Origin of the sequence: Rheinheimera maricola, from assembly GCF_016918075.2 — a bacterium.
Classification (GTDB): Bacteria; Pseudomonadota; Gammaproteobacteria; order Enterobacterales; family Alteromonadaceae; genus Alishewanella; species Alishewanella maricola_A.
Map to the genome: position 1 here is coordinate 789,506 of NZ_JAERPS020000001.1, position 22,674 is coordinate 812,179.

A 22,674-nucleotide genomic window follows, 5' to 3' on the forward strand; every position below is an offset into this window, starting at 1 on the left:
AGGTGAAAAAGTGGAAATTAAAGTACCCGTACTGCCAGAATCCGTTGCAGATGCAACTATCGCCACCTGGCATGTTAAAGCAGGCGAAGCTGTAACACGCGATCAGGTATTAGTTGATATTGAAACTGACAAGGTCGTACTTGAAGTTGTGGCCCAGGCAGATGGCGTAATGGGTGAAATCATTCATGACACCGGTGCTACTGTTACCGCTGAAGAAGTGATTGGTAAAATGGAAGCAGGTGCTGCACCTGCGGCGAAAAAAGACGATGCGCCGACTAAGAAAGATGATGCCAAAGCCGGCTCTGCCCCCGCTGCTTCAGATGACAATAATGACGATGCATTAAGTCCGTCAGTACGTCGTATGATTGCTGAAAAAGGTTTGGACGCCGCAAAGATTAAAGGTAGCGGCAAAAATGGCCGTGTCACTAAAGAAGACGTAGAAAAGTTTGTTGCCGGTGCGCCTGCTAAAGCCGCTGCTGCAACATCTGCACCTGCTGCAGTAGCCGGTGATCGCAGCCAAAAACGTGTGCCTATGACGCGTTTACGTAAAACTATCGCTAACCGACTGCTAGAAGCGAAAAACTCTACTGCCATGTTAACCACCTTTAACGAAGTGAACATGAAACCGATTATGGAACTGCGTAAGCAGTATCAGGACGTATTTGAAAAACGTCACGGTATTCGTTTAGGCTTTATGTCGTTCTATGTTAAAGCGGTAACTGAGGCACTGAAACGCTTCCCTGAAGTTAACGCGGCAATTGATGGCGATGACATCGTTTACCACAACTACTTCGACGTCAGCATTGCGGTATCAACCCCACGTGGCCTGGTTACCCCGGTACTGCGTGATTGTGACAAAATGAACCTGGCCGAAATTGAAAAAGCCATTAAAGAACTAGCGCTAAAAGGCCGTGACGGCAAGTTGGCTATGGACGATTTAACCGGCGGTAACTTCACTATCACCAACGGTGGTGTGTTTGGCTCGTTAATGTCTACGCCAATTATTAACCCACCACAGTCTGCTATTTTGGGTATGCACAAGATCCAGGACCGCGTCATGGTTGTGGACGGCAAAATGGAAATTTTGCCAATGATGTATCTGGCACTGTCTTATGATCACCGTATTATCGACGGTAAAGAGTCAGTGGGTTTCCTGGTAACTATTAAAGAGTTGCTGGAAGACCCAACCCGTATTTTGCTGGATATCTAATTATTCAGAAAAAATAACTAAAAATGCTGTTGTTTTAGGGCAACGGCATTTTTTATTGAACCGATTGGCACTATAATATGCGCCGATCAAAAGTCAGGTTGCACCACAAGGGCAGCCTCCATATTCAAATGAACGGAAAATAGCCATGAATTTGCACGAGTATCAGGGTAAGCAACTGTTTGCCCAATATGGTTTGCCTGTATCTAAAGGCATCGCCGCAGCTACAGTAGAAGAAGCGGTAGCAGCTGCAGATAAAATCGGCGGCGATATGTTTGTTGTCAAAGCACAGGTTCACGCTGGTGGTCGCGGTAAAGCGGGCGGTGTGAAGCTGGTTAAGAGCAAAGAAGACATCAAAGCTTTCGCAGAAAAATGGCTTGGCAAGAACCTGGTTACTTACCAAACTGACGAAAAAGGTCAGCCGGTAAGCCGTATCCTGGTTGAACCTTGTACTGATATCGCAAAAGAACTGTACTTAGGTGCAGTGGTAGACCGCTCTTCACGTCGTATCGTGTTTATGGCGTCTACTGAAGGTGGCGTGGAAATTGAAACCGTAGCGCACGAGACACCGGAAAAAATTCTGAAAGCCGCTATCGACCCGTTGGTTGGCGCTCAGCCATACCAGGGCCGCGACCTGGCTTTTAAACTGGGCCTGGAAGGTAAGCAAATTAACCAGTTCGTGAAAATTTTCATGGGTCTGGCCAAACTGTTCCAGGAAAAAGACCTGGCGTTGCTGGAAGTAAACCCACTGGTAATTACCCCAGCCGGTGACTTGCACTGTTTAGATGCCAAACTGGTTATCGATGGCAATGCCTTATACCGTCACCCTGAATTAAAAGAAATGCAAGACCCATCACAGGAAGATCCACGTGAAGCTCATGCTGCCTCATGGGAGCTGAACTATGTTGCCTTAGGTGGTGACATCGGCTGTATGGTTAACGGTGCTGGCCTGGCAATGGGCACGATGGATATCGTTAAACTGCACGGTGGCCAACCTGCTAACTTCTTAGATGTTGGCGGTGGTGCAACTAAAGAGCGCGTAGTTGAAGCGTTCAAAATTATCCTGTCTGATACTGCGGTTAAAGCCGTTTTCATCAACATTTTCGGTGGTATCGTGCGTTGTGACATGATTGCAGAAGGTGTTATCGGCGCAGTAAAAGAAGTTGGCGTTAAAGTGCCGGTGGTTGTGCGTCTGCAAGGTAACAATGCAGAGCTGGGTGCTAAAGTGCTGCAAGAAAGTGGCCTGAACATTATCGCTGATACTGACCTGACTGGCGCTGCCAAGCAAGTTGTTGCAGCAGCGGCTAAGGCATAAGGGGTAAGCAATGAGCGTTTTAATTAATAAAGATACCAAAGTAATTTGTCAGGGTTTTACCGGTGCACAGGGTACTTTCCACTCTGAGCAAGCCATCGCTTATGGCACTAAAATGGTTGGCGGTGTAACGCCGGGTAAAGGCGGTCAAACGCACCTGGGTTTACCGGTGTTTAACACTGTACAAGAAGCGGTAGATGCTACTGGCGCTACGGCGTCTGTTATCTATGTACCGGCACCATTTTGTAAAGATTCTATTTTAGAAGCGGCAAACGGCGGCATTAAGCTGATTGTTTGTATCACTGAAGGCATTCCTACGCTGGATATGCTGGACGCTAAAGTAAAATGTGATGAATTAGGCGTAGTGTTAATCGGTCCTAACTGTCCGGGTGTTATTACTCCGGGCGAATGTAAAATCGGTATCATGCCAGGCCACATTCACAAGCCAGGTAAAGTGGGTATCGTGTCTCGTTCAGGTACCTTGACGTATGAAGCGGTTAAGCAAACTACCGATTACGGTTTTGGCCAGTCTACCTGTGTGGGTATCGGTGGCGACCCAATCCCGGGTTCTAACTTCATTGATATCCTGAAGTTGTTCCAGGACGATCCACAAACTGAAGCCATCGTAATGATCGGTGAAATTGGTGGTTCAGCTGAAGAAGAAGCGGCTGCTTACATCAAGCAACACGTGACCAAGCCTGTCGTATCTTACATTGCCGGTGTTACGGCACCTGCAGGTAAGCGTATGGGCCACGCCGGTGCTATCATCTCAGGTGGTAAAGGTACTGCAGACGAAAAATTTGCGGCATTAGAAGATGCCGGCGTTAAGACGGTAAAAAGCTTAGCCGATATCGGTAAGGCACTGAAAGAAATTACCGGTTGGTAAATTCCAACAGTTATCAGGAAAACCCGCTTTAATAGCGGGTTTTTTTTCGATACTACCAGGCAGACACGGGGCAGAAAAGCATGTTGTTATGGCAGGACTTAAAGCGGTTGAACCAGTATGAAAGGTATTGGCTGCAGCTATTTCTGCTGCTTATTATCTTTAGCACCTGCTGGTTTAGTTACAGTGGTACCGACTGGCAAAGTTGGCAATCTATCGCCTTAAATTGGCTACTTAGCCCGGTGAGTGCCATCAGCGGCGTGCTTTGTGTGGTGATGGTTGCTAAAGGCTTGCTGTCAAACTGGATCTGGGGGCTGATAAGTGCCGGGAGTTATGGCTTTATCGCCTGGACATCTGGTTATTATGGCGACTGGTTATTAAACTGGGGCTACTTTTTACCGGCACAGTTATTTATCTACTATAGCTGGCGGCATCAGCTTAATAGCGAAACGCAGATAGTGCGGATGCGCTGTTTGGGCAAGCATTGGCTTTGGGTTTTGGCGCTTATTCTGCTTGGTGTATGGTTGTTGGCTCAGGTGCTGGCGGGCTTCGACGGCTTTATTTCTGATGCCTTTAAGCGAAATTCTGCGGTTTATGGCAGCCTGCAGCAATTAACGGGTTTATCATTAAGTGGCCCCGTATTGGACGCCAGTACGGTGGTGCTGCAAATTAGCGCTCAATTATTGATGATCCGCATGTTTGCTGCGCAGTGGCCACTATGGATAGCAAACAATGTGTTTACTATTTTTGCCTGGAGTCTGGTGCTACTAACCGAGCCAGCCTCAGCGCCTTATGCTGTGCCAACCCTATTGATGTGGATAGCCTTTTTACTTAATTCGATATATGGTGCCCTAAGCTGGTATCGTGGAGCGAAAGCAAATTGAACAAAGTAGGGGTATTCCCCGGTAAATTTTTACCACCGCATCGGGGCCATATTACCGCCATTTTACGTGCTCATGCGTTGTGTGATGAACTCTATGTTGTTGTCAGTGAGCGTCCGCAGGAAGACGGTGAGCTATGCCGAAGTGCTGGTATTGGCTATATTGACGGCGTAACGCGACAGCGCTGGTTGTCGCAGGAGCTACAAGGCTTAGGTATTCAGGTTTTGTTGCTGCAGGAAGGGCAGATCCCGCCGTTTCCGCATGGCTGGCATGATTACGCTGTTTTACTACGACAAAAAGTACCGGTCGCGTTTCAGGTGATTTTTGGCGGTGAGGAGAGCTACCGCAGTGGTCACAGCCAGTTCTTTCCGGGTATTGAATATAAGGTTTTAGATCCACAGCGCACACAGTGGCCGATAAGCGGTACCGAAATCCGTAACCATCCTTATCAGCACTGGGATTATATCGCCGGGGCTGCGCGGCCGTTCTTTGCTCGCAAAGTACTGATTACCGGGCCGGAATCCTGCGGCAAAACCACCTTAACCCGCAAATTAGCTAAAGTGTATTGTACTTCCTGGTCAGAAGAGCTGGGCCGGGACTATCAACAGGATGTGGTTGGTGGCAATGGTGATTTGTTTAATCTGGACGATTTTAACCGCATAGCGCATTTACAATACGAGCAGGATCATCAAGCACTGCGCAGCGCCAACAAGGTTTGTTTTTTTGACACTGATGCTGTAGTTACTGCCTTTTTCAGCCAGGTTTTTCTCGGGCAGCTAGCCAGCCGGATTGAGAGTTTTATTGAGCCAGATAAGTATGATCTGATTATCGCCTTAGAACCCACAGTGCCCTGGGTTGCCGATGGCATGCGTGAGCTTGGCGATCCGGCCGTGCGCCAGAAAAGCTTTGAGCAGCTGATGGCGTTGTACCAGCAATATGGTTTTGCGCCTGAGCGGATTTTACGCGTAAGTTCTGCGGATTATTACCAACGGCTTGAATGCTGCATTAGTGCAGTGGATGCATTGTTAGCCCGCAATGCGTAATACCTTTAAAAACTGTCTGTTGCATAGGCGGCCCTTGTAGCCAGCATCGTTTCAGCTGCTATAATGCCGCCACTATTTTTTATTATTCGTTAAAGGATCACAGCTATTATGTCGGACGTATCTTCTCGCCCCACTAATTTTATCCGGCAAATTATTGATACCGATTTAGCTTCCGGTAAGCATAACGCGGTGCAAACCCGTTTTCCGCCAGAGCCCAACGGTTATCTGCATATTGGCCATGCTAAATCTATTTGTTTGAATTTCGGTATTGCGCAAGATTATCAGGGGCAGTGCAACCTGCGTTTTGATGACACCAACCCAGAAAAAGAAAACGTCGAATTTGTAAATTCTATTTCGCAAGACGTGAACTGGTTAGGATTTCAGTGGAGTGGTGAGGTACGTTACTCATCGGATTATTTTGATGCGCTGTATGGCTATGCGGTTGAGCTGATTAAAAAAGGCCTGGCCTATGTTTGCTTTTTAAATGGTGAGCAAATGCGTGAATATCGCGGCAATTTAACCCAGCCTGGCAAGCCTAGCCCAACTCGCGATGCCAGCCCAGCAGAAAACCTGGCGCTGTTTGAGAAAATGCGTGCCGGTGGTTTTAAAGAAGGCGAATGTTCGCTGCGCACAAAAATTGATATGGCATCCAGCTTTATGTGTATGCGTGACCCGGTTATTTACCGGGTTAAATTTGCCCATCACCATCAAACTGGCGACAGCTGGTGTATTTACCCGATGTACGATTTTACCCATTGTATCTCTGACGCACTGGAAGGCATTACGCACTCTTTGTGTACGTTAGAGTTTCAGGATAATCGTCGTTTATATGACTGGATTTTGGACAACATTACTATTGCTTGCCACCCACAACAGATAGAGTTTTCCCGCTTAAATCTGGAATATGCGGTAATGAGCAAGCGAAAATTGCAAACGCTGGTGGAGCAAAAGGTCGTTTCCGGTTGGGATGACCCGCGTATGCCGACGATTGCCGGTTTACGTCGTCGTGGTTATACCCCGGCCGCTATTCGCGAGTTTGCCAAACGTATTGGGGTAACCAAACAAGATAACGTAATAGAAATGAGTGCGTTGGAAGCCTGTATTCGTGAAGATTTAGATGCCGCTGCGCCACGGGCTATGGCTGTTTTGGATCCGCTTAAGGTTACTATTATCAACTACCCGGTTGATGGCATTGAATGGTTGGATGCACCAAATCATCCCAAAGATGACACCATGGGCAGCCGTAAACTGCCTTTTGGCCAGGTAGTGTATATTGACCGCGCTGATTTTCGTGAAGAAGCCAACAAAAAGTACAAACGTTTGGTATTAAACGGTGATGTACGCTTGCGCAATGCTTATGTTATTCACGCAGACGAAGTAATAAAAGATGCTGATGGCAATATTGTTGAACTGAAATGTTCATACTTGCCGGAGACGCTGGGTGAAAACCCGGCTGATGGCCGAAAAGTACGCGGTGTAATTCACTGGGTTGAAGCTACAAATGCCTTGCCGGCAGAGTTCAGGGTGTATGACCGTTTGTTTAGCGTGGCAAACCCTGCAGCAGAAGAGGACTTCCTCAATGTGATTAACCCGCAATCATTGGTGATAACACAAGGGTTGGTTGAGCCGTCATTGCAAAGTGCCAAAGTAGAGCAGGCGTATCAGTTTGAACGTGAGGGGTATTACTGTGCCGACAATCGCGATTCAACCGCGGAAAGGTTGGTATTTAACCGCACTGTTGGCTTGCGAGACAGCTGGGGTAAAGAAGAAGAGTAACGCTGATATTGCTGTAGTTAATAAAGGCCGCAAAGCGGCCTTTATTTATTCTCTGCGGGCTACTTTTTCAGTAACAGACCTAAACCAACAATAGCCGCAACAGCGCCACCGACTAAAAACCAGATTGCATTGTCCGTAGGGTTGCCGGTAACCACTTCAGTTACCTGAGACGCGGTTGAATTATATTCCGTATAGCCAAAATATAACAAAATCACACCCGCTACTAATATTGCTAATCCTATGATTTTATTCATATATATCTCCATTTTATTGTTGTGTTTCTTTCGGTTTGGGTTGTTGCTATTTTATAAACTAAATATCAGCTTTTGAATAACTTTTTTTCACACGAGCTGTTCATACTGTAATCAATACCATGGCACAGTAATCGGATGAAACCTAGTGATGCGTTTAATTTTACTGTTGTTTTGTTTGCACATATCCACGCAGGCAGCAGAAATCGTGCGCTTCCCTGCAATTGCCCATGTGGAGGATCCGCGATCCGTCTATCCATTGGCACTGCTTGAACTTGCTTTGGCTCAGTCTAAACGCCAGTATCAATTGCAGAGTTCGCCACAGCGAATGTCGAAGTCGCGCAGTCTGGCTTTTTTAAAAGACAAAACCGAACTCGATGTGGTTTGGACAATGACCTCTATTGAACGCGAGTTAGATTTTCGCGCTATACGAGTTCCTATTTTTAAAGGTCTTAGTGGTTATCGAGTTATGTTAATCCGCAGCGACCAGCAAGCATTATTCAGCGTTGATACGCCGGTGGTGCAAATTAAGCGTAGATTGTATGCGCAAGGACATGATTGGATAGATGCTAAGGTGCTCCAGCTTAACGGCTTGTCGGTGATAGGTGCTGCTGGTTACGATAATTTGTTTTCTATGTTGGAAAAGGGCAGGGTAGATGCTGTACCACGAAATGCGCTTGAAATAGCAGACGAGGCTAGTTTACTGGCAGCGCGTAATATTGTTATCGAGAAAAATTGGGTAATTTATTACCCTACGGCCAGCTACTTTTTTGTTAATTCCGACAATAAACAGTTAGCGCAGGATATAGAGCAAGGCCTACAGCGGATAATCGCAGATGGTACTTTTGAGCAGTTGTTTAATCAATTTTTTGCCGGACATCTTGCTGAACTTGATTTGCGACAACGCCAAGTAATTATACTGAAAAACCCTTTATTACCGGAACAAACGCCTATTAAAGACGCACGACTCTGGTATTATCCATAACAACTATTCAATTTTGGCGCAGGTTTAACATGGAGTTGTTTTTCGCTGTTTTGTTCTTTGCCTTTTCTACCACTATTACACCAGGGCCGAATAACGTGATGATTATGTCATCTGGCGTTAACTACGGCATTAAAGCCAGTGTGCCGCATTGGTTGGGTATATGTTTAGGTTTTCCGTTAATGGTCTTGCTGGTGGGCTTTGGTTTTGGTGTGGTGTTTGAGCGTTACCCCCATTTACATCAGTTGATTAAAGTGCTGGGCGTTGCCTATCTAATTTGGTTGGCCTGGCAAATTGCCAGCGCTGAACCTAAAACCATAGAGCAAGGCAAAAGTAAGCCATTTAGTTTTGTACAGGCGGCATTGTTTCAGTGGATTAACGGTAAAGCCTGGGTAATGGCCAGTGGCGCCGTAGCGGCGTTTACCACGGTAGGCGGTGTGTACTGGCTGGAAGTCAGTATTATTACTGCGGCGTTTTTGCTGGTGGCCTTTCCCTGCGTGGGGATTTGGCTGGTTTTTGGTGCTGCCCTGCGCACTATACTGACTAAGGCTTTGTTTCAACGTATTTTTAATATCACTATGGCTATTATTTTATTGCTATCAGTAGTGCCGGTATTGCTCGAAATCTGGCACTATTATTTTACGCCGGTGGGCAGCTAGCAACATTTGAGGAACGTATGTTATGAGAATAATCTTTGTGCTGTTAACCCTATTGTTGCTGAGTTCCTGTGCAAGTAAGCCAATACAAACCACTCAGACCGTGTGGCTGGATGTCCGTAGTGCTGAAGAATTTGCCGCCGGGCACCTGCCGGGCGCCATTAATATTCCCCATACTGAAGTAGTGAAGGGGCTTGAGACGCTAAAGCTGGATAAAAACCGCGATATTGCGTTGTATTGCGGCAGTGGCCGCCGTGCCGGCATTGCTATAGAAGCGTTACAACAGCAGGGGTATACCAACCTGACTAACCAGGGTGGTTATGAAAGTTTGAAGCAAAAGCAACTTAGTGCAGATGAACGGCAATGAAGAAAAAATAAAGCTTGAGCATGACGCCGCACGCTTGTTTATGCGGCTGTATGAGCAGCGCTTTGGCATCACCATGCGGCATATCTGGCATAACGAGCCGGCACGGCCGGATGTGTCTTGTTATTACGATGATCAGAAGCTGGATTTAGAAATTGCCCATTTGTATGGCAGTGAAGTTGAAGCCATGCATATTCTTGGCCGTGAGCTGGGTGAAAATACCCACAAAGAATTGCTGGCATTGCTGCGCACGCCCGCCCAGCACCGGTTGTTGACCGCATTGAACCGGCTTATTTGTAATAAAGCGGAAAAAAGCTATAACACGCAACGGGTATGGTTAGTGATCCGCAATGCCAATCCGTTATGGACGAGGCGTGATATTTTAGCCCATCAGCGTCAGCTGCATATGCCCAAACAGCATCCATTTGAACAAATCTGGCTGATTGGTGATATACAGGGGCACAGCGGTATATTGGCCTTGTATCCGCCGACTCTCACTGCACTGGAGCAAGGCTAATGTTGGCTTTTTATCAACGCTGGAGCCGGAGGCTTTATCCGCTGCGTTATATGTTTATACTGCAGTTTTTTGTTGCAGTGGCGGCGTTTGGCTGGCTGGTTTTTGTTGCAACCGCCGAGCAGTCGCAGCGCTGGCAGTTAGCCGCAGTGTTGCTGGCGGTAACGGCGCTGTTATTCTGGTTATGGGCGACAGTGTTTCGCCAGCCGCTACCTACGCTGGCCAATGTCGGTGGCGTGTTGCCCAGGCTCAAAGTAAAACTGCAGTATGGCTTACAATACATGCTGTGCTTGATTATATCGTTGTTACTGCTGGCAACACTTTATCTTGGCCTGCGCGTGGTTAAAGGTATAATTCTTATCCTGTTTTTTAGCTGATTTCTTTTTATGTTTGCACTACCTAAGCGTTGGGATATTTTTTGTGCAGTTATCGATAATTTTGGTGATATAGGTATTTGTTGGCGTTTAAGCCGGCAATTGGTTAATGAGCATAATATTGGCGTACGGCTGTGGGTGGATGATTTAGTCAGCTTCAGCAAAATTTGCCCGCAAATAGATATCACTGCCGATGAGCAGCAGCATGCCGGGGTGCTGATCCAGCGCTGGGCCAGAACGACTAACTGGCAACAGTGCACCGTAGCTGATGTCGTAATAGAAGCCCTGGCTTGCACTGTCCCGGCGGCGTATCAGCAAAAAATGGCGCAACAACAGGTAAAACCGCTGTGGTTGAATCTGGAATATTTATCAGCAGAAGCCTGGGTTGAAGGTTGTCACGCTTTGCCATCACCGCAACCGCAGCTGGCACTGGATAAACATTTCTTTTTCCCGGGCTTTACCGCAGCAACCGGTGGTTTACTGCAAGAGCGCAGTATCCAGCAGCAGGCCGAGCTGTTTATGGCCGATGCTGCTGCGCAGCGAGCATTCTGGCAACAGTTGGCCGTGCCAGAGTATGCAGAGTATCAGCAGAAAATCTCCCTGTTTGCCTATGATCACCCGCAGATAGAAAGTTTACTCAGTTGTTGGCAGCAAGCACCGGTTAATACCCTTTGTCTGGTGCCGCAGGGCGTGCTGGCAGACCAGCTTGCTGGCTTATATCCGCAGCTGGTGCAGCGGGCTGAGCTGAAGTTACATAACCTGACATTAAAGCTGGTGCCGTTTTTAGCCCAAGATGACTACGATAAGCTGTTGTGGGCCTGTGATTTTAACTTTGTCCGCGGCGAAGATTCGGTTATTCGCGCGCATTGGGCGGCCAAGCCGTTTATCTGGCAAATATACCGCCAGACAGGGCAAGCACATCTGGATAAACTGCAGGCATTTATGCAGCGCTACTGCGCACAGATGCCGCAAGACGCAGCTCAGGCTTTAACTTCGTTTTGGCTGGCGTGGAACACTGACAACGATTTGGCCGATAGCTGGCAAAAATTTAGTGCAATGTTGCCGAAAATCGCCGACTATAACCAGCAATGGCGCGCAGCGTTAACGGCAAACGGAGATCTTGCCAGCAACCTCGTGCACTTTGTTGAAAAAAAATTTATAATGCGACGCAATTTTTCCTAACGAGAAGATATTTCAGTCATGATGAAGACAGCTCAAGAACTGCGTGCTGGCCAGGTGATTATGGTTGGCACAGAACCAATGGTAATTTTAAAAGCCGAGTTTAACAAATCCGGCCGTAATTCTGCCGTTGTTAAAATGAAAATGAAAAACTTGTTGAATTCACAGGGTATGGAAACGGTATACCGTGCTGATGACAAGTTCGAACAAGTACTGCTGGAAACCAAAGAAGTAACGTATTCTTACTTCGCTGATCCTATGTACGTATTTATGGATCAGGAATACAACCAGTTTGAAGTTGAAGCTGAAAACATGACTGAAGCACTGAAGTACCTGGTAGACGGTATGGAATGTTCGGTAGTGTTTTACAACGAGCGCCCAATTTCGGTTGACCTGCCAACAGTCGTAGTACGCACAGTAACGTACACTGAACCAGCAGCCCGCGGTGACACCTCTGGCAAGGTATTAAAACCAGCCAAAATTGAAACCGGTTTTGAACTGATGGTACCGGCGTTCGTGGAAGAAGGTGACAAGATTGAAATTGACACCCGTAGCGACGAATACCGCAGCCGCGCCAAGTAATATTGGCGGGTTTGGACAGTAAAAAAGGCGCTAAGGCGCCTTTTTTGTTGAAGGGAGATAAGCCATGTCATCAGAAAAACACAAGATGCTTAGCGGGCAGTGGTATAACCCGCTAGACAAAGAGCTGAGCGCAGAGCGCCTTGCATCGCGTAAGTTACAACAGCAGTTTAACCAGAGCGCACCGGATGATGAGGTGCTGCGCCGGCAGCTGTTAAAACAGTGGCTGCCCAATACCGGCAAGCATTTTTATGTTGAGCCGCCGTTTTACTGCGATTATGGCTACAACATTCGTGCCGGCAATAAGGTGTTTTTTAACTTTAACTGTGTAGTACTGGATGTCGCGCCGGTGAGTATTGGCAACAACGTGTTTATTGGCCCAGCGGTGCAAATTTACACAGTAAACCATCCACTGGATGCCGTAAAGCGGCGCACTTTGCTGGAGCAGGCTTTGCCGGTAACCATTGGCAATGATGTGTGGATTGGTGGTGGTGCCATGATATTACCCGGTGTGACCATAGCGGATGGCAGTGTTATAGCCGCTGGCAGTGTGGTAACCAAAGATGTACCGGCGGGGGTGATGGCTGGTGGCAATCCGTGTAAAGTAATTAAAGCTTTAAAAGCGGCTTATTGATATTGCCTAGGTAAATTTAATGTAATGTTTTGGTGTTAATCTGGTATTCAGCACTAGCCTGTAACTATAATCGGCGCAGAAGCAGATTACAGGAACCTGGCAATGAAATTTACTCATACTGTTATTGCAGTAGCCGTCTTACTCGTGGCATCGCAAGCGAATGCATGCGGTTTCAGGTTAAATGATGGTAAGTTACTTAAATGCGGCATGACGCGCATTGAAGTAATGGCTGTCGCAGGAGAACCTCTGGCAAAAGACATCGAAACCACGGCGGTTGATAGTGGTGAGCCGGTTAAAGGTGAAACTATTGAAACCTGGTCTTACCGTTTACAAGGCGATATTGGCGGTGAGTATTTGGTGTCTGTGACATTAAGCGCTGGTAAAGTCAGTGCAATTTACCGCAAACAACAAGGTCGCATTTGATACATTAACGTGATAGCAGATACAAGTCGCCTAGCGTCATACTGTTTCCGCCTAGCTTGAGCTGGCTTAGCAACAGTAAGGCGCTACTGTAGGCGTCTTCTAGCGCATGGTGGTTTGTCATGTCTGGCAGGCCATGTCGCTTTAAGCAACTGGGTAGTTTTAGTGCATCATGTTTTACCACTTTGCCCTGGCGTAGCAGGCGCTGCCATTCCATCTGCATGGTATCGATAAATTTAAACCGCGGCGTTTTACCGAAGCATCGCTGACAGGCAATGCGCAAAAATTGCTCATCTAATCTGCTGTGGTGGGCAACAAATACATAGCCGGCGTATTGCGATAACAACTCTGTCAAGATGTCAGCTAAGTCATTACTACTTTTGAGCTGATGGTCATGCAAACCATGATACACCGCACTTTGGCCAACACTCACCGGGCTGTTAATTAAATAATGCCTGGCGTCTGATAACACGATTTCTTGATGACGTATCGGCACCCAGCCAATACTAACAATATGATCTTTGCGCGGATTTAGCCCGGTTAGTTCAAGATCTAACACCAGAAAGTATGCCTGTTGTACCGGTGTCGATGCTGGCGCAACTGACGTTTTGCTAAACGTGTCGACGTGTTTACTTAATGCTGTGTTTTTGCCCAGCAGCCAGCTAAACATGATTACATATCCCGACAGAAACGGTGTTTCAAGCTACTTTGTGCGGAGTTAATCACAGCAAAACCGTCTTTTAACTGATGCCGTGCCAGGCCGGATATCTCCATCGGGTCAAGCATGTTAGTTACATCATGGCCTTGTTGCAGATCGTGCTGATGTTTTTCCCAGCGCAGTTGTGCCAATAAATCAAAGGCATCGTTCAGGTTCTGACTGTCTTTGTTATCCAGTACACCTTGTATGGTTAGTTGCTGTAAGCGACGGCGGGTATTTATTTCGTAAATTCCTGCAGACAACGCATAAACCCGCACTAAGTCAGTAATTAAGCTAATACCCCGTTTTTTAAGATCAAGCCCTTGTCGATGTTTACCATCGGGCTCAAGAATAAAGTTTTTAAAAAAGCCCAATGGCGCTGTACGCTGCAGTGCGGCCTGCGCCAGGTGATATAAAAACAACGGCGCTTCAGTGGTGCGCTGTAAAATATCTTCTTGTAATGCATTGAACAGGCCTTTGCTGCCGTCTATGACCCGCATATCAAAAAAGATACTAGCTTTTAATAATGCTTCTGGCGTGGGGGTGGCGATCCAGCGGGCAAATCGTCCTGACCAACCTTTTAAGCTTAAACGTAGCTCCACATTCGTGGCCATAATATTGCCAGGACACAAAATAATGCCGCACTGATCTAAGCCTTTACACACGATGTCAGCCAGTGCGATGAAGTACTCGCCAACAGCACCGGTTGGTTCTTTCTCCAATAGCAAGGCGTTGTCCTGATCGGCATTTAAGCTTTGATCCATCCTGGCTTGCGAACCGAATGCCAGCCAGCTAAATACACAGGGTGCGGCGCCAAGTTGTTGCTGAGCCAGATAAATTAAACGTTGCGTCAACGCGTCAGTAATAGTGGTAATAATATGACCAGCTTCATGCGCAGGCACCTGTTGCTTGCTTAATGTTATTGCCAAAGTGGGGATTTGCTGACTGCAACGTTCCAGGCCGTCGACTGACGTTTGACGATGAATTTCGCCAATTAAATACACAGGATGATCTTGTTGGCTACGCATGATGTCAGTTGCTGTTAGCATGCCACAGCAAAGATTTTGCTCCATTACCGGTAAGTGATGGATATTGTGTTGGCTCATCTGTTGCACTGCTTCGTACAAATACGCATGGCGGTCAATATGTTGGGGCTGGCGTGTCATTATCTGGCCAACCTGAGTGCTCGCAGGCAAACCTTGCGCCAGTACCCGGTTACGCAAATCCCGGTCGGTTACAATTCCGACCAGTGTGTCATGCTCTTCTACCAGTAAGGAGGATACCCGGCTGTCAGACATTTGTTTAGCTGCAGCTTGTACCGTTTGTTCTGGTCGGATAGCGATTTTACGCTGCTGAACTATGTCACTAATTTTTAGCGTAAAGCGCGAGCTTTGCTGTTGCTCACGATATTGGTGTAAGCGACGACTGAATAAGCGTTGGAAAAAAATGTCGACATTTTTATACTGGTAGCGGCATTGATGAAACGCATCTGCGGCCAGCCAATACACCAAACCGTCTTCTTCACAAATTAGGCTGTCATTGTCGGAAAGGCCGGTAAGTAAATGCTGGTAACCATAAAAATCGCCACTTTGTAACTTTGTCAGTAACTGTTGCTGATCGCTATACAATGTGAAAATACCTGTACGCACCATCATTAACCGATCTGTGTTGATGTTGACTCGGTCTTGCGCCTGATAATAATACACATTTATTTGCCCAGCTAGTTGGCCAAGCGCAGCGTCATTAAGTTGGTTAAATGGCGTTATGTCGGCAAGAAAGGTTGTAACGTCAGCAACTTCCATTATATCTCCGGTTAAACCGAATTAATTTGTAGTATTGATTAGCTGTTACACACAGCAATAAGCAGGGCATCGTCACTGCTAAGTTTTTTCCAGTCACTGCCGACAGGGGCATTAGGCGCTGGAATTTGCAGTTGGGCGCTGAAATTAGTTTGCGCTTGCTGTTGGCAGTGCACAACCTGCGATACTCTTCGCGCTGTGGCGCGGCGTTCAAAAAAGTATAAATCAACCAGCTTTAGCTGAGGATTAATTTGATTAACAGATGCATTAGCCGTATCTGCTGCAATGAAGCGCAGCGTTTGTGGGTATAGGTAGCTCCAGGGGCGCCAAACGGCTTGTTCCTGCACTTTTTTAACGACTACTACGCCAGCGGGTAACAAACTTGCTTGATGATCAAACCAGCTGTATTCGCTGTGGATCTGAAATCCTAGCATGGTGGCACCAGCAAATACCGGCATTAGCCACCGCGGGGTTTTATTGGCGCTGAGCTTACGTAATATGAGTGCGATACCTGCACCACCGAGGCCGGCGACAACAGTTGCGATCAGTTCCCATAACATAAAGACTTCCTGAAAAAGACGGGCTTTCACTGTGAAAGCCCGTTGTTATTGTGGGCTTACTTTGCCAGGCAAAGCAAGCTATTGCAGTTAGTGGCCTGTTGCGGCGCCAGCACCTTTAGGGTAGCGCACACTTTCTACCAACTCCTGGATGTGTTTTGGTGGCGCTTCGGTAGCAGAAGACACCGCGAACGCCACAGCAAAGTTAATCATCGCGCCGACAGCACCAAATGACAATGGTGATATACCAAACAACCAGTTAGCTTGAACGTTGTCAAACGTATTGGTGCCAGGAATGAAGAACCATCCCAGATACAGGAAGATGTACAACACGGTAGACAGTAAACCTGCCAACATACCGGCAATAGCACCTTTGTTATTAACCCGCTTGGAGAATATACCCATCATCAACGCTGGGAAGATTGACGCTGCAGCAATACCAAACGCCAATGCCACGGTTTGTGCCGCGAAGCCTGGTGGGTTCATACCAAGCCAGGTTGCTACCACTATGGCAACAGCCATAGAAATACGCGCAGCACGCAGTTCACCTTTTTCCGTGATGTTGGGGTTTATCGAACCCTTAATCAGGTCATGGCTAACAGCCGAAGATATCGCCAGCAATAAGCCTGCTGCGGTAGATAACGCTGCGGCTAAGCCACCGGCAGCAATTAAACCGATAACCCAGCCAGGTAAGTTGGCAATTTCAGGGTTAGCCAGTACCAGAATATCGTTATTAACGGTTAATTCATTGCCATTCCAGCCACGCTCAGTAGCGGTTTGCTTGAATGACTCAGACTTGTCGTTATATAACTGAATACGTCCATCGCTATTTTTGTCGTCAAACTGAATTAAACCAGTTTGTTCCCAGTTTCTTATCCAGTCTGGCCGCTCGGCGTATTCAATCGCATCAGCAGAAGGGCCTGCAGGGTAAATAGTATTTAACAGGTTTAAGCGTGCCATAGAGGCAACTGCTGGCGCAGTTAAATACAGCAGGGCGATAAATACTAAGGCCCAACCGGCTGACCAGCGTGCGTCAGATACTTTAGGTACAGTGAAGAAACGAATAATAACGTGTGGTAAACCGGCAGTACCTATCATGAGAGACAGTGTAAAAAGCACCATATTTAGTTTGTTTGATACATCGGCGGTGTAGTCGGTAAAGCCCAAATCGCGAACGACTAAATCCAGCTTTTGCAGCAATGGCATGCCAGAGGCGGTATGTTCAGAGAACAAACCTAACGGAGGTAATGGATTGCCGGTCAACTGCAGCGAGATAAAGATGGCCGGAATAGTGTAAGCAATAATCAGTACCACATATTGCGCGACCTGGGTGTAAGTAATGCCCTTCATACCGCCCATTACCGCATACAAAAATACGATAACTGCCGCAATGATTAAGCCGGTATCACTTTCTACTTCCAAAAAGCGTGAGAATGCCACGCCGGCGCCAGTCATCTGACCGATAACGTAAGTTACTGAGGCAATAATTAAACACGCTACGGCAACAAAGCGGGCATTTTTACTGTAGAAGCGATCACCAATAAACTCAGGTACAGTAAACTTACCAAACTTACGCAGGTAGGGCGCTAATAGCATCGCTAATAACACGTAACCACCGGTCCAACCCATCAGAAAGGTAGAATTAGCGTAACCGCCAGCAGCTATTAAGCCTGCCATAGAAATAAACGACGCTGCAGACATCCAGTCAGCAGCAGTAGCCATACCGTTCATTACCGGGTTAACACCACCGCCGGCAACATAAAACTCTTTGGTCGAACCGGCACGGGCCCAGATCGCAATGGCGATATAGAGCGCGAACGAGCCGCCAACGAAAATAAGATTAATTGCAAATTGACTCATGACGACCTTACTCCTCGCTCAAGCCAAATTCTTTATCGAGCTTATTCATTCTCCAGGCATAGAAGAAGATCAGTACGATAAACGTTAAAATAGACCCCTGTTGTGCAAACCAGAAGCCCAGGTCGGTACCGCCTACGCTGATGCCAGATAACAGTGGCCGCAATAAAATGCCGCCGCCGTATGACACCAAAGCCCAGACGATGAGGCTGCCTATAATCAAGCGAAGATTCGCTGACCAATAAGCCGCCGCGTTACGATCGTGCTCTGTCATAAATACACTCCTTTTCCTTTGTTATTTTTATCTTGCAAAGTTAATCTAGCAGTTGTTAACACAAGTTAAAGCCCGACTTTAGTCGAAGCCCGGGTACTGCTAATTGACTTGTGCGCCGTGTTAAGCCAAAAGTAGATAAAGTTAATCACAGGAGAGTGCAGTGACCGCTTGGGTAGTTGCCGTATTGGCATTGTTGTATGTCGGTGGTTTATTCCTTATCGCGAACTGGGGTGAACGCCATGCCGACGACAAACTAATACGAAAGTATGGGGGCTTAATCTACAGCCTGGCGTTAGCGGTGTACTGCACATCCTGGACCTATTACGGCGCTGTTGGTTCGGCGGTTACTCAGGGTTGGGATTATATTCCTATTTATTTAGGCCCCATTTTATTGTTTATTTTTGCTCAGCCGTTTTTGTTTAAGCTGCTGTATGTTGCCAAAAAACAGAATGTCACGTCAGTTGCCGATTTTATTTCGTCCCGCTACGGTAAGCGTAAGAATATTGCCTTACTTGCCTCGCTTATTTGTTTAGTGGTGGTTGTGCCTTACATTGCGCTGCAACTTAAAGCCGTGTCCAGTTCATATCAAGTGTTACTGGGCGGCGATTTTTCAGATGACACGACTAATTGGTGGCAGGACAGTGCCTTTCTAAGTGCACTGGCTATGGCTTTTTTTGCCATTTTGTTTGGCACCCGCAAATTGCACCTAACGGAACAAAGCCGTGGTGTAATGGTAGCCATTGCGTTTGAGTCGGTGGTTAAGCTATTTGCGCTAATGACACTGGGGTTGGCGGTTTATGTGTTTGTGCTGGGCGACAGCAGTAACGTATTCCAGCGATTTGCTGAACATGCTATGGCGCATCAGCAAAGCGCTGACTTCGGTGTTTTGGAGTTTATTACTAAAACAGTGCTGGCGATGGTTGCTGTATTTTTGCTACCACGACAATTTCACGTTGCCTTTGTCGAAAACGTATCACACCACCATCTGCGCCATGCCAGACGCTGGTTCGTGCTGTACTTATTTTTAGTCACTATAGTGGTAATACCCATCGCGATTGCTGGCATGCAGCTATTTCCGCAAGCGCTAAATGCAGCTGACAGCTTTGTGCTATTGATCCCGGCCCAGTCAGGTTGGAATACCTTAAGCGTATTAGTGTTTATTGGTGGATTTTCTGCTGCCACGTCAATGATTATTATCTCCACCCTGGCCTTATCTACCATGATTAGCAACGATGTGATCATGCCAGGATTACTGCGCAGCAGTAAAACACAGGGCTTACCACATGACTACAGCCTGCTTATATTATTGGTAAGGCGCAGCATGATAATACTGGTGATGGTGTTGTCTTACTTGTACTACCGTGTGTTTGCCAGAAACTACGAGTTGGCTGAAACCGGCTTACTGGCTTTTGCGCTGGTGATTCAGCTGGCCCCCGCGGTGATTGGCGGTTTATATTGGCGCCGTGGCAATGCCTGGGGGGTTTATCTTGGCTTAAGTATCGGCTTTTTGTTGTGGTTCTACACGTTGATGTTACCGCAGTTAGTCAGTACCGGCGCTATAGACAGCAATATTATGCAGACGGGCTTATTTGGTTTGTCGATACTGGTGCCAACGGCGTTATTTGGCACTGAGCTCGATAGCTTAAGCCATGGCGTATTATTTTCGCTCGGTTTTAACCTGCTATTTTACATTGTTGGTTCATGGTTAACCCAAGTAAATTTGCAGGACCGATTGCAGGCGGTTGCTTTTGTTAAACCCAATTTGCCGGTTAATCACCAGGACACTCCGGCGCGGCGTATTCGAATTCGCAATACAGAGTTGAAGATATTATTGGAGCGTTTTGTTGGCGCGCATCGTGCTAATGAATGTTTGCAGGAATATGGTCGTCGACAAGAGGTTGGACTGCAACTGGACGACTTACCCAGTGTTGGCCTGGTTGAACATGTTGAGCGTGAACTGGCGGGGGTAATAGGAGCCTCGTCGGCCTCAGCAATGGTTAATGCGGTGCTGGAAGGGCGGCAGTTAGGGTTTGAAGATGTGGTAACGCTGTTTGATGACACGACTCAGGCCATTCAATTCTCACGCAAAATTTTATTTTCCACGCTAGAGCACTTGAGCCAGGGCGTGAGTGTGGTTGATCGGGACCTTAAGTTAGTAGCATGGAACCGTGCTTATCTTGAAATGTTTGATTATCCGGATGCTATGGTTCGGGTTGGCCGGCCAATAGCTGATATCGTGCGGCTGAATGCCGAGCGCGGCCTGTGTGGCCCGGGTACTAGTGATGAACATGTCGAAAAGCGCATCGCCCATATGCAAAATGGCACTGCCCACGTATTTCAACGTGTGCGGCCAGATGGCAAAGTAATAGAAATGCGAGGTAATCCAATACCTGGCGGTGGCTTTGTTACCAGCTTTACTGACATTTCAGAACATGTAAAAGCGGTGCAAGCGCTGGCCGAAGCGAAGCAATATTTGGAAGATAGGGTACAAGAGCGTACCCACACTATTTCTGAAATTAACCATGAATTACTCGAAGAAGTACGACGCCGACGTGAGACTGAACAGCAGTTGCTGCAAGCCAAAGCGGAAGCTGAAGTGGCAAATGCTTCAAAAACACGCTTTTTGGCACTGGCGAGTCACGACATACTACAGCCATTAAATGCGGCACGTTTATTTACCGCCGCACTGCTGGGCAGCAAGGATACGCAACAACAACAGCATATTATTGGTCAGCTGGATAATTCACTCAAAGCATCAGAAGAGCTTATTTCCACCTTATTGGAAATAGCCAAGCTGGACGACGGTAAATTATCTCCGGATGTTCAAACCGTGTCCCTGCAGGAGTTGTTATCGCAGTTAACCGATGAGTTTAATTTACTCGCCAAACAAAAAGGCCTGCAATTACAGGTAAGATCAGCTGATTACCAGGTGCAAACTGACCCAACGTACTTGCGGCGAATTTTGCAGAATATGCTGTCAAATGCGATTAAATACACAAAAAAAGGCCGTGTTTTGCTGGGTTTTCGCAAGCGAGGGAAGCAACTGCTTATACAGGTATGGGACAGTGGCCCCGGTATTGTTGAACCAGATTTACAGCGTATTTTTGAAGACTTTTATCGTATAGACGCCACAGCAAAAGGCCAACAAGGTGTGGGTTTGGGGCTTGGTGTTGTCAACCGTATGGCAAAGCTATTAGGCCACCCATTGACAGTGAAATCCTGGCCAGGTAAAGGAAGCATGTTTAGTATTCAGCTGCCTTTAATTACGTCTGCTGCTCGCACTGAACTGCCATTGCCTGCAACCGCAGTGCAGCGCCCGGTGCTGGGGTTATCTGTTGTTTGTGTGGACGATGATGCCGCCAATCTGGCCGCTTTGTCAGTGTTATTGCAACAATGGCAAATAGATGATGTTACTTGTTTTTATGATGAGGAGACTTTGCTGCAGTATGCTCGTAACCAGCAGCCACCTGATGTGCTATTGATTGACTACCAGCTTGGCCAGCATTTAAACGGGCTGCAGTTATATGAAAAAATAAAATCGATTTGGGGCAACGTCAATGGTGTGTTGGTTTCTGCGTCGCCAGAAACCGGCTTAGCTATGAAAGCCAAGCAGCACGGCTTAATGTTTTTGGCTAAGCCAATCAAACCCGCTGCATTGCGGGCAAGTTTAAACCATTTGAAAATGCTTAAGCGGGCGCAACAGTGATCAATGTTGTGCCATTGCTTTGTTAACCGGTGGTTCAAGTGTAAGGCGCTGCGCCTGGATCACTACCTGGGTGCGGTTGGTCACACCTAACTTTCTGAAAATAGCTGTAATGTGCGCTTTTACTGTAGCTTCAGAGATGTGCAAATCGTAGGCTATTTGTTTATTCAGCCAGCCTTCGGTGAGGTAATAGAGTACTTTATATTGTTGATGGGTTAGCTGCGCGACTTTAGCGGCTAAATCTAAATCGTCTTCTGCTTTTTCGCTATGGTGTTCCAATACCTGTTTCTTAATATTTTGCGGCACCCACAGATCACCGGCTAGTACGGCATTTAACGCTGCACTGATATCCGCCGGATTAGCCGATTTAGGCACATAAGCTGAGGCGCCAAACGCCATCACACGACGAATAACGTCTAGCTCTTCGCTGGCGGAGATCACTACTATAGGTAATGCTGGAAAGTTTTTCCGTAGCTGTATCAGTCCAAGAAAACCACAGTTGCCTGGCATATGTAAATCCAGTAACAGTAAGTCGGTATCCGGATGTTGCTCTAAGGCGGTACAGGTGCTGTCGAAACTATCGGTTTCAATGGTGGCTTTGGTGGCAAAAGTGCTGCTAATGGCATTAATAAGCGCATTGCGAAACAACGGGTGGTCGTCTGCGACGATCAGTTTTGCCATCTTGGCCTCCGGCGAAAGGAATTATAATTATTATATTGTACTTGTATAAAA

Annotated in this window: 23 protein-coding genes; 16 read left to right on the forward strand and 7 right to left on the reverse strand. The window is 47.1% G+C overall.

What is annotated here, in order from left to right; all coding sequences use genetic code 11:
- The first annotated feature begins 10 nt into the window (after positions 1-10).
- The 6 genes from odhB to glnS all read left to right on the forward strand — a co-directional run bounded on the left by odhB (position 11) and on the right by glnS (position 7,102).
- Positions 11-1,210 (forward strand): 2-oxoglutarate dehydrogenase complex dihydrolipoyllysine-residue succinyltransferase, encoded by a 1,200-nt coding sequence (odhB, locus tag I4W93_RS03565; protein ID WP_205310741.1) that lies wholly within the window; start codon positions 11-13, stop codon positions 1,208-1,210.
- Positions 1,211-1,355: 145 nt separating this feature from the next.
- Positions 1,356-2,522 (forward strand): ADP-forming succinate--CoA ligase subunit beta, encoded by a 1,167-nt coding sequence (sucC, locus tag I4W93_RS03570; RefSeq protein ID WP_173500154.1) that lies wholly within the window; start codon positions 1,356-1,358, stop codon positions 2,520-2,522.
- A gap of 10 nt (positions 2,523-2,532) precedes the next feature.
- Entirely contained in the window at positions 2,533-3,405 is an 873-nt protein-coding gene (gene sucD / locus I4W93_RS03575; protein ID WP_205310740.1) for a succinate--CoA ligase subunit alpha, read from the forward strand.
- Between the two features lie 80 nt (positions 3,406-3,485).
- The gene (gene pnuC / locus I4W93_RS03580) at positions 3,486-4,286 is read left to right on the forward strand and encodes a nicotinamide riboside transporter PnuC (protein WP_205310739.1); all 801 of its coding nucleotides are present in this window, start codon (positions 3,486-3,488) and stop codon (positions 4,284-4,286) included.
- Positions 4,283-5,326, forward strand: coding sequence for a multifunctional transcriptional regulator/nicotinamide-nucleotide adenylyltransferase/ribosylnicotinamide kinase NadR (gene nadR / locus I4W93_RS03585; protein ID WP_205310738.1), 1,044 nt, complete (start codon positions 4,283-4,285; stop codon positions 5,324-5,326). Before pnuC ends, nadR begins: the two co-directional genes overlap by 4 nt.
- Before the next feature lie 108 nt (positions 5,327-5,434).
- Entirely contained in the window at positions 5,435-7,102 is a 1,668-nt protein-coding gene (glnS, locus tag I4W93_RS03590) for a glutamine--tRNA ligase (RefSeq protein WP_205310737.1), read from the forward strand.
- A gap of 59 nt (positions 7,103-7,161) precedes the next feature.
- On the opposite strand, the gene I4W93_RS03595 is transcribed toward glnS, so the two are convergent.
- Entirely contained in the window at positions 7,162-7,356 is a 195-nt protein-coding gene (locus I4W93_RS03595; protein WP_205310736.1) for a DUF3185 family protein, read from the reverse strand.
- Between the two features lie 148 nt (positions 7,357-7,504).
- On the opposite strand from I4W93_RS03595, the gene I4W93_RS03600 reads away from it, so the two are divergent.
- The 9 genes from I4W93_RS03600 to I4W93_RS03640 all read left to right on the forward strand — a co-directional run bounded on the left by I4W93_RS03600 (position 7,505) and on the right by I4W93_RS03640 (position 13,058).
- Complete coding sequence (locus I4W93_RS03600; RefSeq protein WP_224673243.1) at positions 7,505-8,338, forward strand: substrate-binding periplasmic protein; 834 nt, start codon at positions 7,505-7,507, stop codon at positions 8,336-8,338.
- Between the two features lie 29 nt (positions 8,339-8,367).
- Positions 8,368-8,994: a LysE family translocator gene (locus I4W93_RS03605; RefSeq protein WP_205310734.1), complete on the forward strand. Its 627-nt coding sequence runs from the start codon at positions 8,368-8,370 to the stop codon at positions 8,992-8,994.
- Positions 8,995-9,016: 22 nt separating this feature from the next.
- The gene (locus I4W93_RS03610; RefSeq protein WP_205310733.1) at positions 9,017-9,358 is read left to right on the forward strand and encodes a rhodanese-like domain-containing protein; all 342 of its coding nucleotides are present in this window, start codon (positions 9,017-9,019) and stop codon (positions 9,356-9,358) included.
- The gene (locus I4W93_RS03615; protein WP_205310732.1) at positions 9,345-9,872 is read left to right on the forward strand and encodes a hypothetical protein; all 528 of its coding nucleotides are present in this window, start codon (positions 9,345-9,347) and stop codon (positions 9,870-9,872) included. The genes I4W93_RS03610 and I4W93_RS03615 overlap by 14 nt, the downstream gene beginning before the upstream one ends.
- Complete coding sequence (locus I4W93_RS03620) at positions 9,872-10,246, forward strand: hypothetical protein (RefSeq protein WP_205310731.1); 375 nt, start codon at positions 9,872-9,874, stop codon at positions 10,244-10,246. The genes I4W93_RS03615 and I4W93_RS03620 overlap by 1 nt, the downstream gene beginning before the upstream one ends.
- Before the next feature lie 9 nt (positions 10,247-10,255).
- Complete coding sequence (gene earP, locus I4W93_RS03625) at positions 10,256-11,425, forward strand: elongation factor P maturation arginine rhamnosyltransferase EarP (protein WP_205310730.1); 1,170 nt, start codon at positions 10,256-10,258, stop codon at positions 11,423-11,425.
- 18 nt (positions 11,426-11,443) lie between these two features.
- Positions 11,444-12,004 (forward strand): elongation factor P, encoded by a 561-nt coding sequence (gene efp / locus I4W93_RS03630; RefSeq protein WP_224673245.1) that lies wholly within the window; start codon positions 11,444-11,446, stop codon positions 12,002-12,004.
- A 64-nt stretch (positions 12,005-12,068) separates the two neighbouring features.
- Positions 12,069-12,635 (forward strand): sugar O-acetyltransferase, encoded by a 567-nt coding sequence (locus I4W93_RS20420; RefSeq protein ID WP_205310729.1) that lies wholly within the window; start codon positions 12,069-12,071, stop codon positions 12,633-12,635.
- A gap of 102 nt (positions 12,636-12,737) precedes the next feature.
- Positions 12,738-13,058, forward strand: coding sequence for a hypothetical protein (locus I4W93_RS03640; protein WP_205310728.1), 321 nt, complete (start codon positions 12,738-12,740; stop codon positions 13,056-13,058).
- Positions 13,059-13,062: 4 nt separating this feature from the next.
- Here the strand turns inward: I4W93_RS03640 and I4W93_RS03645 are convergent, their stop codons facing one another.
- From I4W93_RS03645 to I4W93_RS03665, 5 genes are all read right to left on the reverse strand, one after another.
- Positions 13,063-13,725: an exonuclease domain-containing protein gene (locus tag I4W93_RS03645; RefSeq protein ID WP_205310727.1), complete on the reverse strand. Its 663-nt coding sequence runs from the start codon at positions 13,723-13,725 to the stop codon at positions 13,063-13,065.
- Positions 13,726-13,727: 2 nt separating this feature from the next.
- The gene (locus tag I4W93_RS03650; RefSeq protein WP_205310726.1) at positions 13,728-15,554 is read right to left on the reverse strand and encodes a putative nucleotidyltransferase substrate binding domain-containing protein; all 1,827 of its coding nucleotides are present in this window, start codon (positions 15,552-15,554) and stop codon (positions 13,728-13,730) included.
- Positions 15,555-15,592: 38 nt separating this feature from the next.
- A complete protein-coding gene (locus tag I4W93_RS03655; RefSeq protein ID WP_205310725.1) occupies positions 15,593-16,111 on the reverse strand; it encodes a hypothetical protein in 519 nt (172 codons plus the stop codon).
- 87 nt (positions 16,112-16,198) lie between these two features.
- The gene (locus I4W93_RS03660) at positions 16,199-17,968 is read right to left on the reverse strand and encodes a sodium:solute symporter family protein (protein ID WP_205310724.1); all 1,770 of its coding nucleotides are present in this window, start codon (positions 17,966-17,968) and stop codon (positions 16,199-16,201) included.
- 7 nt (positions 17,969-17,975) lie between these two features.
- Positions 17,976-18,239 (reverse strand): DUF4212 domain-containing protein, encoded by a 264-nt coding sequence (locus I4W93_RS03665; protein WP_205310723.1) that lies wholly within the window; start codon positions 18,237-18,239, stop codon positions 17,976-17,978.
- 160 nt (positions 18,240-18,399) lie between these two features.
- Here I4W93_RS03665 and I4W93_RS03670 point away from each other — a divergent pair, with 160 nt between their 5' ends.
- Positions 18,400-21,945 carry a PAS domain-containing hybrid sensor histidine kinase/response regulator gene (locus I4W93_RS03670; RefSeq protein WP_205310722.1) on the forward strand — a complete coding sequence of 1,182 codons (3,546 nt, stop codon included), beginning with the start codon at positions 18,400-18,402 and terminating at the stop codon, positions 21,943-21,945.
- Here I4W93_RS03670 and I4W93_RS03675 read toward each other — a convergent pair whose 3' ends face one another.
- On the reverse strand, positions 21,946-22,623 hold the full coding sequence (locus I4W93_RS03675) for a LuxR C-terminal-related transcriptional regulator (protein ID WP_205310721.1): 678 nt from the start codon (positions 22,621-22,623) through the stop codon (positions 21,946-21,948).
- Positions 22,624-22,674: the final 51 nt, after the last annotated feature.